Annotated in this window: 14 protein-coding genes; 8 read left to right on the top strand and 6 right to left on the bottom strand. The window is 36.9% G+C overall.

Annotated elements, in window-relative coordinates; genetic code table 11:
- Positions 1–64: 64 nt before the first annotated feature.
- Complete coding sequence (locus IGL31_RS08265; protein WP_086300145.1) at positions 65–1,987, top strand: BglG family transcription antiterminator; 1,923 nt, start codon at positions 65–67, stop codon at positions 1,985–1,987.
- A 279-nt stretch (positions 1,988–2,266) separates the two neighbouring features.
- Here IGL31_RS08265 and arsC read toward each other — a convergent pair whose 3' ends face one another.
- Entirely contained in the window at positions 2,267–2,689 is a 423-nt protein-coding gene (arsC, locus tag IGL31_RS08260; RefSeq protein ID WP_086300144.1) for an arsenate reductase (thioredoxin), read from the bottom strand.
- A gap of 392 nt (positions 2,690–3,081) precedes the next feature.
- Between arsC and IGL31_RS08255 the strand changes: the two genes are divergently transcribed.
- Positions 3,082–4,104 (top strand): LLM class flavin-dependent oxidoreductase, encoded by a 1,023-nt coding sequence (locus tag IGL31_RS08255; RefSeq protein WP_002299744.1) that lies wholly within the window; start codon positions 3,082–3,084, stop codon positions 4,102–4,104.
- 124 nt (positions 4,105–4,228) lie between these two features.
- Here IGL31_RS08255 and IGL31_RS08250 read toward each other — a convergent pair whose 3' ends face one another.
- Complete coding sequence (locus IGL31_RS08250; RefSeq protein WP_002337766.1) at positions 4,229–4,663, bottom strand: MerR family transcriptional regulator; 435 nt, start codon at positions 4,661–4,663, stop codon at positions 4,229–4,231.
- Between the two features lie 114 nt (positions 4,664–4,777).
- Between IGL31_RS08250 and IGL31_RS08245 the strand changes: the two genes are divergently transcribed.
- A complete protein-coding gene (locus IGL31_RS08245) occupies positions 4,778–5,752 on the top strand; it encodes an alpha/beta hydrolase (RefSeq protein WP_086300143.1) in 975 nt (324 codons plus the stop codon).
- 519 nt (positions 5,753–6,271) lie between these two features.
- Here the strand turns inward: IGL31_RS08245 and IGL31_RS08240 are convergent.
- Positions 6,272–7,225 carry a 1-phosphofructokinase family hexose kinase gene (locus tag IGL31_RS08240; RefSeq protein WP_086300141.1) on the bottom strand — a complete coding sequence of 318 codons (954 nt, stop codon included), beginning with the start codon at positions 7,223–7,225 and terminating at the stop codon, positions 6,272–6,274.
- A complete protein-coding gene (locus tag IGL31_RS08235; protein ID WP_002306971.1) occupies positions 7,191–7,982 on the bottom strand; it encodes a DeoR/GlpR family DNA-binding transcription regulator in 792 nt (263 codons plus the stop codon). Before IGL31_RS08235 ends, IGL31_RS08240 begins: the two co-directional genes overlap by 35 nt.
- Positions 7,983–8,205: 223 nt before the next feature.
- On the opposite strand from IGL31_RS08235, the gene IGL31_RS08230 reads away from it, so the two are divergent.
- The 5 genes from IGL31_RS08230 to IGL31_RS08210 all read left to right on the top strand — a co-directional run bounded on the left by IGL31_RS08230 (position 8,206) and on the right by IGL31_RS08210 (position 11,458).
- Entirely contained in the window at positions 8,206–8,664 is a 459-nt protein-coding gene (locus IGL31_RS08230) for a PTS sugar transporter subunit IIA (RefSeq protein ID WP_086300140.1), read from the top strand.
- Positions 8,665–8,676: 12 nt separating this feature from the next.
- Positions 8,677–8,976, top strand: a complete 300-nt coding sequence (locus IGL31_RS08225; protein ID WP_002288285.1) for a PTS sugar transporter subunit IIB — start codon at positions 8,677–8,679, stop codon at positions 8,974–8,976.
- A 72-nt stretch (positions 8,977–9,048) separates the two neighbouring features.
- Complete coding sequence (locus IGL31_RS08220; RefSeq protein WP_002294360.1) at positions 9,049–10,410, top strand: PTS galactitol transporter subunit IIC; 1,362 nt, start codon at positions 9,049–9,051, stop codon at positions 10,408–10,410.
- A gap of 21 nt (positions 10,411–10,431) precedes the next feature.
- Positions 10,432–10,692, top strand: coding sequence for a hypothetical protein (locus tag IGL31_RS08215; RefSeq protein ID WP_002291816.1), 261 nt, complete (start codon positions 10,432–10,434; stop codon positions 10,690–10,692).
- Between the two features lie 13 nt (positions 10,693–10,705).
- Positions 10,706–11,458 (top strand): class II aldolase/adducin family protein, encoded by a 753-nt coding sequence (locus IGL31_RS08210; protein ID WP_002288278.1) that lies wholly within the window; start codon positions 10,706–10,708, stop codon positions 11,456–11,458.
- 93 nt (positions 11,459–11,551) lie between these two features.
- On the opposite strand, the gene IGL31_RS08205 is transcribed toward IGL31_RS08210, so the two are convergent.
- Positions 11,552–12,157, bottom strand: a complete 606-nt coding sequence (locus tag IGL31_RS08205) for an alpha/beta hydrolase (protein WP_002338196.1) — start codon at positions 12,155–12,157, stop codon at positions 11,552–11,554.
- Positions 12,158–12,212: 55 nt separating this feature from the next.
- Positions 12,213–13,187 carry a ring-cleaving dioxygenase gene (locus IGL31_RS08200; protein WP_002288275.1) on the bottom strand — a complete coding sequence of 325 codons (975 nt, stop codon included), beginning with the start codon at positions 13,185–13,187 and terminating at the stop codon, positions 12,213–12,215.
- Positions 13,188–13,549: the final 362 nt, after the last annotated feature.

Here is a 13,549-nt window from a genome sequence, read left to right as displayed (position 1 = left end):
GATGAGACATAATAGATGTGTTATCATGATCGATTTTTTATTTAGAAGGGAGTTTCTGCACATTATGAATCAGCGTCAGCAATCTTTGATCTATCAATTAAGTGAGAACAATAATTATATAACAACAAAAAAGCTAGCAGAGCATTTCCATGTGTCAGAAAGAACGATTCATAGCGATTTGAATACCATTGAAACTTGGTTGAGAGACAAACATCTGCCTTTAATGTTTGAAAGAAAAAAAGGTACAGGTATCTTGTTGAATGGTCTGCCTCACGAAAGGGAACAACTGAAACGAGCGCTTAATGAAGAGACTCAAACAGAAATGGATAAAAAACAGCTTCGTCAGTTATTGATTTTCCATCTGCTAGTAGCAAAAGACGGATTTAGCCTTGAAGAACTTTCAGAAAAACTATATGTTGGAAAACGTACGATTCGTAAAGAATTGACAGAGTTGCAAAGCTTTTTTGAGTATCACCATTTACAGCTAGTATCCAAAACAAAACTAGGAACTTTTCTTAAAGGCGATGAACAAGAAAAAAGACAGTTGCTTGTTAAGACATTACGAAATATGCAGAAAGAAGATCCACAAAGTCCTTCGTTGAAAGAATTTTTTGCCAAAGATACGTTAAAAGTCATCCAACATACATTAAAAGAAGTTTTCTATGAAAATCATCTAGAACAACCAGGAGGACTGGCTAGTGTGGAGATTCATATCTATTTTATGCTTGAGCGAATGAAACAGTACCAGAAAGTGAAATTAAGTAAAGACGAAAATGAAGTCGTTGAGCACACCCAAGCACAGCAGTTAAGTAGTCAGATCTTAGCAAAATTAGCCACTATTTACCCAATTGAATTTTCTCCTGATGAAATCAATTATCTGGCTTTGCGTATCGCCAATCTTTTTACAAACTCACAAGCAGCCACACGATTTCAAAAGGAATCTAGTACACTTGCTGATCATTTGATTGTACAAGTGGAGCAGTTTTTAGGTTATTCATTGAAAGAAGATCAGTTACTGAAACAAAACTTAAGGTCTCATTTATCTTCGACCTATTTTCGACTCCATTATGGATTGCAGATTTCTAATCCATTGACGAAAAATGTGTTTAGTACGTACACACAACTTTTCTTAGTTTTACAGTTAATTTTAGAAGATTATTTTGAAAAGGAAAATTTTTATGTTCCACAAGAGGAGACAGCTTATTTAACGATCCATTTCCAAGCAGCGATCGAGCGACACAAACATCAGAAAAGTAGAAGATACCAAGCCGTTTTAGTTAGTGAATATTCAAAAGCTATGGCTACTTTTCTTGAAGCGCGGCTGAACAGAGAACTTCCGGAATTAACGATTATAGATTTAATTGAATATAAGCCAGAATTAAAGAGACAAGATTTTCCCTCTGTTGATTTTATCTTGGCTACGTTACCATTTAAACATATAAGCATTCCAGTAATCGAGATCTCACCAATGATCACAGAAACTGATCTAGCCTATTTGACAAAATATATGCTGGAGCATGTGCCTATCAAGAAGAAAAAAACATTTGATCTAGCAAGCTTTACTCATCCATTTCTGATCTTTCCTCAACTTGAACGGACAGACCCAGCCGATATTTTAAACTTTATGGGAAACGTCTTAGTGGAACATCATTATGTGGAGCCGGAATTCATCGATTCTGTCTTGGAAAGAGACAGTCACTCCAGTACTAGAGTAGCACCATTTGTAACAATCCCTCACGGTAATCCGCTGTATGTGAAGCATTCGATGATTTCTATTGCTACAATGAAAGAACCAGTCCTATGGCACGGGGAACAGATACGTATCGTACTGCTATTAGCAATAAAGAAAAATGATTTGAAACATGCAGAGTTCAAAAAAATATTTTCTGTTATTCACTATTTAGAAAAGCAGCCAGAACAAATGGCTCAGTTGATGCAATCCAATCATCCGCTAGAAATCTTAACGTTGTTATCTAGTTATGAATAAGTAGCGATTAAAAAACTGCCTTTATATTTATAATAATTCTATCTATTTATTTGGAAGTAGAAAACTAAATACAAAAAAAGAGGATGTGGCCAAAGTTGTGGCACATCCTTTTATTTTGAGTTTCTTATAATTTTTTATAGTTGCTTACGATGTCTTGACTACTGGTAAACGGTGTTCAAGAGACAATTTGTCGGCAATAAGGCACAATTTTGTAAAATATGGAAAGCTATTTTTTTAACATTGTTTCTTAGTGCTTGAAAAATCATTTTGAATATTTCTTTATACGATCGATGTACGTTGATTTAAGTCTAAAACTTTTCTTTTGATTCCTTCTCTGACTTTTCTGAATTCCGCTAATATTTCTTCTTCGCTCCCGACAGCTTGTGCAGGATCTTTTAGGTCCCAGTGAAGGTGTTCGTGATTGTTTGGAATGGCAGGGCACTTGTCTTTGGCATCACCACATAGTGTAATGATCAAGTCTGCCTGAGTAAAGTAATCTCTATCAATCAAATCAGACGTCTGTTTGGAAATATCGATGCCGTCTTCTGCCATGATTTTTACAGCTCTTGGATTCAAGCCATGTGTCTCGATCCCCGCACTTCTGATCTCAAACATTGAAGGAGACAAGTATTTACGCGCGTAGCCTTCTGCTATTTGACTGCGACATGAATTGCCCGTACATAAGAAATAGATTTTTTTCATTTGATTTCCTCCGTTATGGATTAGTAAATGTCACTGTTTATCTAAAGTAAACTCTATGTGATGGAGCGAAAAAAACAATGGGTTTCTTAGTTTATATATTTCTTTTTGTTCAGCGTATAAATCGATGTGTACAAAGAACTCATCTTGTCTTTTTTACCATAAATACATGTTAGAAACAATCATTTTGAGTCAAAAATCAACGATGTAACAGACTGTTAAAAGAGATTAAGACACGGCAGATGATGAAGAAAGTAGGGGTGTAGTAAGCCGATACATTTCTTGATTGTGAGGCGAGAACAATTATTCGTCTTTTAAGAAAAAAAGTAGTAGAATCAGTTCATATTAAAAATAAAAAACCTTCCATTTTTGTAGGTTTAAAGGAGGTCATTACCTTGAAAAAAATCGGCTTTTTAAGCTTTGGACATTGGATGGAGCAAGGATCGCTTGTGAAATCAGCTCAAGATGCTTATTTGCAATCGATTGATTTAGCGGTGGAAGCAGAAAAAATCGGAGTGGACGGAGCGTTTTTCCGCGTACATCATTTTGCCCCTCAGATTGGGTCGCCGTTTCCTTTGCTAGCGGCAATCGGCGCAAAGACAAGTAAGATTGAAATCGGTACAGGACTTATTGATATGCGATATGAAAACCCTTATTATATGGCAGAAAATGCCGGATTGACAGATATCATCACGCAAGGAAGAGTGCAACTAGGAGTGGGGCGTGGTTCACCTGAACAAGTTCTAGATGGCTGGAAATACTTTGGTTATGATTACAGTGAAGAAGAAATCAAAGAGGTAACACGGGAACGCACCCTTGAATTCTTGGAATTACTTGAAGGAAAACCATTTGCAGAACCAAATCCTCAACCAATGTTCCCGCAAGGATCAGGAAAATTACGGATAGAACCTTATTCAGAAGGATTACGACAAAGAATCTGGTGGGGAGCTGGTTCGCAGCAAACGGCAATCTGGGCAGCACAACATGGAATGAATCTGCAATCATCTACATTAGTCAATTACGAATCCCATGAGCCATTCCATATCCAACAAGCAAACCAATTACGTGCGTATAAAGAAGCGTGGAAGCAAGCAGGTCATGATTTTGAACCAAGAACATTAGTTACTCGCTCGATTCAGCCAATCACCACTGATTTGGATCGACGCTTATTTGGACAAGACGGTAGTCCGCAACAAGATGCTGTCGGCTATCTTGCTTATCACCGAAACCCAACGATTTTTGGAAAAACTTTTGCTGGTGAACCTGATCAATTAATCAAGGAGCTAGCTGAAGATGAAGCAATCAAAGAAGCAGACACAGTACTTGTCACGATTCCTAATACTTTAGGTGTTGAATACAACATGCATTTGCTTGAAACAATCGTAAAAGATATCGCTCCAGAATTAGGATGGCGATAAAAAGGATATTTCTGTAAGTGCAGGATACTTGAGTGAAAAAATAAACACTTCTAACAATCAGTTAGAGGTGTTTATTCATGTTTTCATGAAGTTCATAGAGAAGGAAAGTGAGTTATCCGTTTGTTCAGTGAGAATGTTCATAAGCTTCTTTTACATGTTGGGGTAAATCATCAGGAATCAGTTTCAATACGGCTTCTTCATTGCCGGTTTTTATTGCTTCTTCATAGTACCAGCTTTTGTAATTTAGCATAGCGAGTACTCTTTCTAATTTTGTTATTTCTTCTTCTACAACTTCTTTTTGCTTTTCGAATAGTTCTTTACGAACCGCAAACGTCTTACTGCCTTCTTTGCTCCATTCCATGAATTGCTTGATGTCTTTTATTTCTAAACCAGATTTTTTCAAACAATCAATGACTCTCAAAGCCTCTAATTCACTCTCTGAAAATTTTCTAATACCGGAAACACGCTGGATATCAGGAAATAATCCCTCTTTGTCGTAATAACGTAAAGTAGAAACAGGAAGTCCAAACATTTCAGATACTTGTCCAATGGAATACATAAAAAAATCCTCCTAAATTAAAATTTTACCCTTGACCTAAAGTCAGGTTTAAGTTTTATCATGATAATACATTCAAAAACAAATGTCAATTTTGATCAAAGGAGCGTTTAGAATATGAGTAAAGAATTAAATATCACCCAAGAATGGGACAAAGTATTTCCAAAAAGCGAGCAAGTCAATCATCGAAAGGTGAGCTTCCCGAATCGTTTTGGTATCACATTAGTCGCTGATTTATATGAACCAAAAGAAGTAAGTGAAGAGAAATTGCCAGCAATCGCTGTGAGCGGACCATTTGGCGCAGTAAAGGAACAATCGTCTGGTCTATATGCGCAGACGATGGCTGAAAGAGGCTTTCTAACGATTGCATTTGACCCATCGTTTACAGGAGAAAGCGGAGGAATACCACGATATGTTGCTTCACCTGATATCAATACGGAAGACTTTCAAGCGGCAGTAGACTTTTTATCTGTACAAAAAAATGTAAACCCTGAGAAGATCGGAATCATCGGTATTTGTGGATGGGGAGGTATGGCATTGAATGCGGCAGCAATCGATACACGGGTCAAAGCAACAGTCGTCTCAACAATGTACGATATGACTCGAGTAACAGCCAATGGCTACTTCGATGCTATGGATGAAGATGCCCGATATAAAATGCGTGAAGAATTAAATGCACAACGTATCATTGATTTCAAACAAGGGGACTACGCACGTGCTGGAGGTGTGGTTGATCCGTTGCCTGAAGATGCTCCTCAATTTGTCAAAGACTATCATGCGTATTATAAAACAGACCGCGGATATCATGTCCGTTCTTTAAACTCCAATGATGGTTGGAATAGGACATCAGGGTTGTCACTTATGAATGCAAAACTATTGCATTATATTCCAGAAATCCGTCATGCAGTCTTAGTCATTCACGGGGAAAAAGCTCATTCACGTTACTTTGGGGAGGACGCTTTCAAAGAACTAAAAGGTGACAACAAGGAACTCATGATCATTCCAGGAGCATCCCATACAGATCTATACGACCAGACAGACATCATTCCATTTGAAAAAATGGCAACATTCTTTGAAGAGAACCTTGTGTAACCAAAAGGATTTAATCTAAAAGAGATTATGAAAAAACTGCCCTGCATCAAGTAATAAGGACAGCCAAAAAAGCTCCTCATTTTTGACTTGGTTGGACTCATTAGCGCAGATGCAAGCTTTTGAGCACCGTTTAAAGAAGAGGTTGTGAAAAAGCCGCTTAGTTTCGAGTATTAAGAAAAATTTTGTGAAAATGGCTTTCCACATTTTTGCATAAATTTGGCTTAATACCGAGAAACTGGCTTTTGAACACCGTTTATACCAAGAGGTCGTGAGCCTGCCGTTTAACTCTGAGTCACAAGGAGCAATTTCAAAAAATAGCTTCTCATGTTTGTTGAATATTGTGACTTGTGACCGAGGAGTTGGCATGAGAACACCGTTTATTCGAAAAAGGACTGTGACACTGTACTGACCCCCAAAAGTTAGACCAAAAAATCTAACTTTTGGGGGTCGGTACACACGTTTTTTGTCACAGTCTCTTTGTATCTCATTTCATATAAACAATTATTTACTTTGTACTATTTATTTCATTTCTGTGATTTTAATGCTTTTTGCTAAATTTTTTACATCAGCTGGAATAACTTTCCCGACTTCTGATTGCTGTGCATTCGACATGCCGCAAGCCATTGCGTACCTTACACATTCTTTTAAAGGATAATTCTGTTCTAATGAATGAGCAAAACCTCCAACAGTGGCATCCCCAGAGCCTGTTGTATTAATGATAGGAATCTTAGGGATCTCAACATTCCAAAATTCTTCTTTTACTTTGACTACTGCACCATACGAGCCGCAAGAAATCATGATAACATCGATATCTTTAAATAGTTGATTTGTTTTTAGATGGTGTTTTATGTCGCTTTTTTGAGTAATTTTTTGATGGATGATATCTGAAAACTCATGGATATTAGGTTTGATGAACATCGGTTTATACTTACTTGCTAAGACTTCACGGAGATGTTGTCCAGATATATCCATTAATATATAGGTGGAAGGATCTATTTGTTCTTTGATATATTGTAATAATTTAGCATACAAAAAGGGATCTGGATTGTTAACAGAACCATTTATTGTAATGACTGAAAGGTAATTATTTTTACTGATTAGTTTGATATCATTCATTAATTTTTTGATAGTAGTATCTGCTATTTCAGGACCAGCTTCCACTAGCTCTGTCTGCGTTTCATCATCATGCATGATCGTGACGGCACCTCTTGATTCTTCTGCAATAGGTAAAAAATGCAAATCAAACAAATTTTCATTTTTCAGCATATCTTGAATCATACTGCCAAAATAACCGCCCAAAAACCCCGTTAAAATAACTGATGAACCTAGTAGAGCAGAAGCTCGTCCGCAATTGATTCCCTTGCCGCCTACATAGCGTACCGGAGAATCAAAGCGTGTCATCGTACCTAATTCAAAGTGTTTTGTAAAATAAATGGAATCAATGGATGGGTTCATCGTGATTGTCAGTATCATTTTTGGGCTCCTTTAATATTGTTAAGTATTTTGAATAATGATTGAAATCCTGTTCTGATAAATGATTATCGGTTATTAGATAATCAAAATCGGTTAATTTTCTAAAAGTATAGACGTCTGATTTATTTAATTTTGAATAATCTGCAACAATGCATTTGATTTTTGCTGCATTGAGCGCTGCGTTCTGAATATTTCCCTCAATAAATTGAGCGGTTGTCACATTGTTATCAAATATGCCGTTTGTTGCAGCGAAAGAGATATCGACATTCAAACTTTCAAAAGATCTTTCTGCAACTTCCCCAATGAACTCTTCTGTAATAGGAGAAAATTCGCCACCAGTAAGTAAAATCCGATAACTTGTATGATTCTTTAAATAGTTGAAAGCAATCAAACTGTTTGTAATTACAAATAGATTTTTCTTTTGAATGAAAGGAAGTGCATATAGGATCGTTGTTCCAGCACCGACATAAATAGTAGAATTATCGGGAATCATACTGTTCATGACTTGACCAATATATTTTTTTTCGGCTACATTCGTATCAATCTTTTCTTGAGTCGATAGTTCTCGATTATAAGGTTCCTTTCGTTCAACGCCACCATATAGCTTTTTTACTTTATTTTTTTTTGCTAATTCAGTGACATCTCGGCGTATGGTCATTTCTGATACGCCTAATTTGTTAGCGATTTCTGAATTAGTTAAATAAAAATCTTTCTCTAATAACGTAATGATTCGTTCTTGTCTTTCTTTTTTCAGCATATGAATTACTCCTTTAACATAAAAGTCAATTTTTGTTCGACTTTGTTCTTCTTAATTATATAGATAAACGATTTTATTTTCAAGTAGATCAAATTTAACAAAATAAATTTCTTTTGAAAGCGTTGACAAAACGAACTAACAGAAATATAATGTTCTTGTAAAACAAAGATGAACTTAGTAGAACAATAAATTAACAAACTTAATCAAAAAGGAGGAGGTTGGAATGAAATATAAAAAGATGTTCGTTCCTAGTTTGATTCAATTAGCGGTAGAAGTAAAAAATAAAGAAGAAGCTTTTTTAATCGCTGCACAACGATTAGAAAAAATGGGGTACGTCAATGAGAATTATTTGAATGGACTGATTGCAAGAGAAAGAGAATTTCCTACTGGATTGATTACTAAGTATTTAAATATCGCGCTGCCACATTCGGAATGTGAATATGTCGAAAAGCCATTTGTTTTTGTTATGCAGCTGAAGAACCCAATTTATTTTTATCAAATGGGGGATAATCAGGAAATGACTGTAGAAAATCTATTTTTTTTAGGAATCAAAGAACCAAAAGAACAAGTAGGATTACTTCAAGCGTTTATGAATTTATTCATGGATGAAACATTCGTGGAAAATTATAAGAAACAAGAAACACCGCAAAACATATACGAACTTATTACAAATTATATTTAGGAGGAAGAAAAAATGAAAAATCGGTTAATTGTCGCATGTGGAAGTGGAGTAGCAACGAGTCAGACAATCGCTAGTAAGATCCAAAGTATGTTAGAAGATGACGGCATCGCATTTCCTGTAGAAGCAGTTGATTACAAATCGATTCAAAATGAGCTTCTAACTGCTGGAATCTATGTGTATGTCGCACAACCTGATGAGGAAGTACTTGAACAAGCAAAAGATTTGGGTATTGAAGTATTTCCAGGAATTCCATTTTTAACTGGAATGGGTGTAGAACCTATTTATGACAGTATCAAAGAGTTAGTACAGTAAAGGAGGATTGTTGGATAAAAAAGTTGGTTCATAGTTTTATTTACTATATTTCGAAAGAAAGAAGGTTTATTTATGGAAGTTTTCCAAACCATTATCAATTATGTTTTGAACTTAGGATCAGCCATTTTTGTTCCCCTGATTATTTTGATACTTGGATTGTTGGCAGGGATGAAATTAAAAAAAGCATTCATGTCTGCTTTGACTTTAGGGATTGCTTTTAGCGGAATGTCTATGGTCATTGGCTATATGTCTAACGCAGTAAGTCCAGCATCAGAAGCATTGGCTAAAAATACGGGAATCAGTTTGCCTGCACTTGATCTTGGGTGGACAGGTGCAGCAAGCATCACATGGTCGTGGAGTTATGCTTTTATATTTTTTGCAGTAACGATTGGGGTCAATTTTGTACTGTTACTTTTTAATTGGACGAAGACGTTAAATGTTGATATGTGGAATGTTTGGGGGAAAGCTTTAACTGCTTATTTAGTTTATTATGTTTCCGGTAGTTTGGCTGCAGGCTTTCTTACTGCAATGGTCCAAGTTATATTGGAATTAAAGCTTGGTGATATGTTTCAAAAACATATACAAGATCTCACAGGGATTCCATTAGTAACAGTGACTCATTTTATGACATCTGCCGCTGTCTTGTTGCTGCCTTTCAATATGATCATGGATAAAATTCCTGCTTTAAATAAACGAGCGGATACGAATGCATTGAAGAAGAAAATTGGGATCTTCTCTGAAAACTCTGTAATGGGATTCATTATTGGATTGGGGCTTGGCTTTGCTGCTGCGTATGGCGTTTCAGGTTCTCTTAATCTAGCGATCCAAACAGCTACAGCATTAAGTTTGTTTCCTATGATCTCTAAAATGTTCATGCAATCTTTGTCTCCTCTAGCAGACGCTATGTCAGAATTTATGAAAAAGCGGTTTAAGGATCGTGAAGTATATATCGGATTGGACTGGCCGATATTAGCTGGTCGTTCAGAAATTTGGGTTACTGCTATTTTACTTGTTCCTGTGTTTATTGGTTATGCCATTATTTTGCCAGGAAACCAAGTATTACCATTAGCAGGGATTATCAACTATTCGATTGCGGTCGGCGGATTACTTTTAACAGGAGGAAACTTGGCTCGTATGCTGATCTTGGGAATCCTCACGATGCCTATTTATTTGTACGGGGCCACTTACCTTGCGCCAATACTCAGTGATTTAGCAGAAAAAAGCGGAGCAGTCGAGGGAATCAAGAAAGGACAGTTGATCACATGGTCATCCATAGAAGGGCCGGAGTTCAGGGTTTTATTTGCGGAGGCATTTAATAGGAATATTCTCGCTATTGTAGGATGCGTGATTTTTCTAGGACTGTTTGTTCTACTTTATAAATATATGATAAAAGCGAAAGTACCGAGTGAACGTTATGCTGAACTACAAAAATAGCATTGAAATGGTGGGAAAGTTATGAAAAGAGAAGAGACAGATAAAATAAAATGGACAGTCGCTCTTTGTGGTACACTTCTGCTATTTCTATATGGACTCTTTACTCAGAATATCATCATCAATCTATTGGTCATTTTTTTCGCACTAGTGATCTATAAATATGGAAATCACGTTTTATTCAGAGAGTACGATGAAAAAAGAAAACGGAAAATAGAAGAATCAATAAAAATAAAAGAAGCTACCAAAGAAATATTGAGAGAAAAAAGTTTTATAAAAAGATAATGGAGGGGTCATTATGTCAGATGGACGTATGTTATTTGAGAGAGAACGACAGGACATGGCACGTATCGTAAGAGTGATTTTCGAAAGGAAAAACACAAATGTCGCAGGAGGGAATTTTTCCTTTAAAACCACTGATGATCAAGGGAAAGACTACATCATCATGACGCCGACCATGATGTCAGAAGCCTATCTAGGAGAGATTTCTCCTGCACAGGTTCTAGTAGTAGAACCAAGAACGCGTAGAATCGTTGACGGAGTCGGTCATTTAACTCGGGAGATCAATATGCATGAAGCGATGTACGAGACTAATCCAGCTATCAAAGCTGTCCTCCATGCTCATGCGCCTAATGCAATGTTCTGGGCGACTACTGGGTTGCCTATGCCTAATTTGACAGAAGCCACAGCTAAAGTAAAAGAGATTCCTGTCATGGACTTTGAGCCTAATTGCTCTGAAGAACTTGCTGAATTGACAAGCGACTATGTAAAAAAACAGCATCTTGAATTACCGCATATGTTGCTGCTCAACTCTCATGGCGTATTGATCAACACAGGTGGAGAATCAGGAATCGAAGCTATCCATAAAGCACTGCAAATCCTTGATACAGTTGAATGGAATGCAGAAATTGCCTACAAGCAGACGATTTTTCAAGCATTAGGGATTACTGACGGTTTTTATTCAAAAGGTGAGAAAATCGGGGGATTGGAAGAGTTGAAACATAAAACGGCTATTTATAATAAATCTGTTATTGCAGCTGGTGGAGACTAACCTATCTGACACAAAAAACTACGACTTTCACAAAATCTGATCCAGATCGATATCTGCTTCAGGTTGTATTATGTAAGTCGTAGTTCTTTTCTTTTATTTAGTTAAGAGGTGGTCTGTCCATTCCCTCGCTTGCTCGATTTCGTCCATCGTCAACTGATGACCTGTTACAGTTAGCTGAATAGTCACATTTGCTTGGCGTATTTCGAATTGATCGGCCAATTCTTTAAAGGAAGCAGGGGAAACGATTGGATCGTTATCACCATAAGAAAGCCAGACGGTTTTATCCTCTAACGTGGAACGGCTTTGATGAACACCTAGAGACATCGGATGGAAAAACAACCCTTTATTTAGCTCGGTCTCACGCTCCAATAATAAATGAGCAGCGATGTTTGCGCCATTTGAATAGCCGACAAGCAGCCAATCACTTAACGGTATCAGTTCTTTTTCGCTGATTTCTTTGATTTTTTCATGGAGTTTATCTGTTTCTTTTTCCAAACTGTCCAGGTCGAATTGATTCAGTCCATTACGCTTGAAAAAACGATTCATCCCATCTTCTTGGACCGTGCCACGAAAAGAAAGCAATGTACTGTTTGGTGCAAGAAAGTGAGCGATATCCAGTAAAGAATGTTCATCGCCACCTGTGCCATGAAGTAAGATCAAATGCTTGCCACTTGTTCCTTTTTCAAAAATGTAGGTCATTTTGTTCCCTCTTTTCTGTTTCTATAGATGCAAAAAATGAAGTAGCATGAAGAGATTATTCACGTTTTTTATTTGCATCACTTGTATCGAAAGGACGGACATAGGCTTCAATGGCTTCACGACGTTCTTCTAAGAATGGAGGAAGAGATAGTTTTTCTCCTGCTGATTCTGCTGGTTCATCTTCAAGGAATCCAGGACCATCAGTTGCTAATTCAAACAGTACGTGATGAGCGGCTAGGAAGTACTCAGATTGGAAATAGAAACGATCGACGAAACCAGAATTTGGCAATTCAATCTTATTGATTACTTGAATCCAGTATTCCAATGCTTCTTTGTCTGCTACACGCAATGCTAAGTGATGGATATTTCCAAATCCTTCGATTGCTTTTGGCAAGTCTGTCCGATGTTCAATAATGATGCTTGCACCATTTCCCCCTTCACCGATTTCAAATAAGTAGAAATCTCCTGAATGGTCTGTTTCTTTGAATCCTAAGATTTTTTCAAGAATCAAGCGGATATGCTCTAATTGACTGACACGGACAAAGACAGGTCCAAGTCCTGTGATCGCAAACTCTGTCGGTACATTGCTGTTTTTCCAAGGAATGCCAGCTGCTACACCTTGATTGTTTTCGTCAGAGATCAATTGATAATACTGATTATCGAAATCTTCAAATTCGATATATTTTTTGCCGAAACGTTCATTGATTGCTGAATGAGTAACGTCATATTTTTCAAAACGTTCCAACCAAAAGTCTAATGCTGCGTCACTTGGCACACGGAAAGAAGCACGAGAGATCGTATCTGTTCCTTTTTTTCCTTTTGGCTGATTTGGAAAATCAAAGAAAGTCATATCTGTTCCTGGCGCACCAGTATCGTCTGTAAAGTAAAGATGGTAAGTTTCGATGTCATCTTGGTTAACTGTTTTTTTGATTAAGCGCATTCCTAAAATATCTGTAAAAAAGCGGTAGATTTTTGTAGCGCTAGATGTCATTGCTGTGACGTGGTGAATTCCTCTGATTTGTGTATCCATGATAAATTTCCTCCTGTTAACTTACAAAAAGTAAGTAGTTGATTTAGACATAGTATAGAGGGTGCATCTCTATTTTGCAATTAATTTGTCTTCTAAAGTATCAGGAAGGAATCAAGAATGGAAAAGAGGAGGGACGGATCAATAAAATAAAAAGACTTACGACTAGCTGTATCGATTTCAAAAAAACTAGCTTTAAAAAGCTAACTTTAGAATCATTACGGGTGGTCATAAGTCTTTTTATGCTGAGTTATTTTTTCATTTTTGAGCTAATGCTTAGGATAGGATAGAATGTTGATTTCACGATCTCTTCTTGTTACTTGAAACTGCTTACCACTGTCACGATCTCTTGGTAAACGGCTTTT

The sequence above is a fragment of the Enterococcus sp. MSG3290 genome, from assembly GCF_050555565.1.
Classification (GTDB): domain Bacteria; phylum Bacillota; class Bacilli; order Lactobacillales; family Enterococcaceae; genus Enterococcus_B; species Enterococcus_B faecium.
The sequence above is the reverse complement of the archived record's forward strand: the minus strand, read 5'-3'. Positions and strand labels throughout refer to the sequence as shown.

Coding starts and splice junctions, on each gene's coding strand:
- IGL31_RS08265 (WP_086300145.1), top strand. CDS start 65: ATGAATCAGCGTCAGCAATCTTTGATCTATCAATTAAGTGAGAACAAT.
- IGL31_RS08205 (WP_002338196.1), bottom strand. CDS start 12,157: ATGACCTACATTTTTGAAAAAGGAACAAGTGGCAAGCATTTGATCTTA.
- IGL31_RS08250 (WP_002337766.1), bottom strand. CDS start 4,663: ATGTATTCCATTGGACAAGTATCTGAAATGTTTGGACTTCCTGTTTCT.
- IGL31_RS08225 (WP_002288285.1), top strand. CDS start 8,677: ATGAAAAATCGGTTAATTGTCGCATGTGGAAGTGGAGTAGCAACGAGT.
- IGL31_RS08220 (WP_002294360.1), top strand. CDS start 9,049: ATGGAAGTTTTCCAAACCATTATCAATTATGTTTTGAACTTAGGATCA.
- IGL31_RS08245 (WP_086300143.1), top strand. CDS start 4,778: ATGAGTAAAGAATTAAATATCACCCAAGAATGGGACAAAGTATTTCCA.
- IGL31_RS08215 (WP_002291816.1), top strand. CDS start 10,432: ATGAAAAGAGAAGAGACAGATAAAATAAAATGGACAGTCGCTCTTTGT.
- IGL31_RS08240 (WP_086300141.1), bottom strand. CDS start 7,225: ATGATACTGACAATCACGATGAACCCATCCATTGATTCCATTTATTTT.
- IGL31_RS08235 (WP_002306971.1), bottom strand. CDS start 7,982: ATGCTGAAAAAAGAAAGACAAGAACGAATCATTACGTTATTAGAGAAA.
- IGL31_RS08210 (WP_002288278.1), top strand. CDS start 10,706: ATGTCAGATGGACGTATGTTATTTGAGAGAGAACGACAGGACATGGCA.
- IGL31_RS08200 (WP_002288275.1), bottom strand. CDS start 13,187: ATGGATACACAAATCAGAGGAATTCACCACGTCACAGCAATGACATCT.
- arsC (WP_086300144.1), bottom strand. CDS start 2,689: ATGAAAAAAATCTATTTCTTATGTACGGGCAATTCATGTCGCAGTCAA.
- IGL31_RS08230 (WP_086300140.1), top strand. CDS start 8,206: ATGAAATATAAAAAGATGTTCGTTCCTAGTTTGATTCAATTAGCGGTA.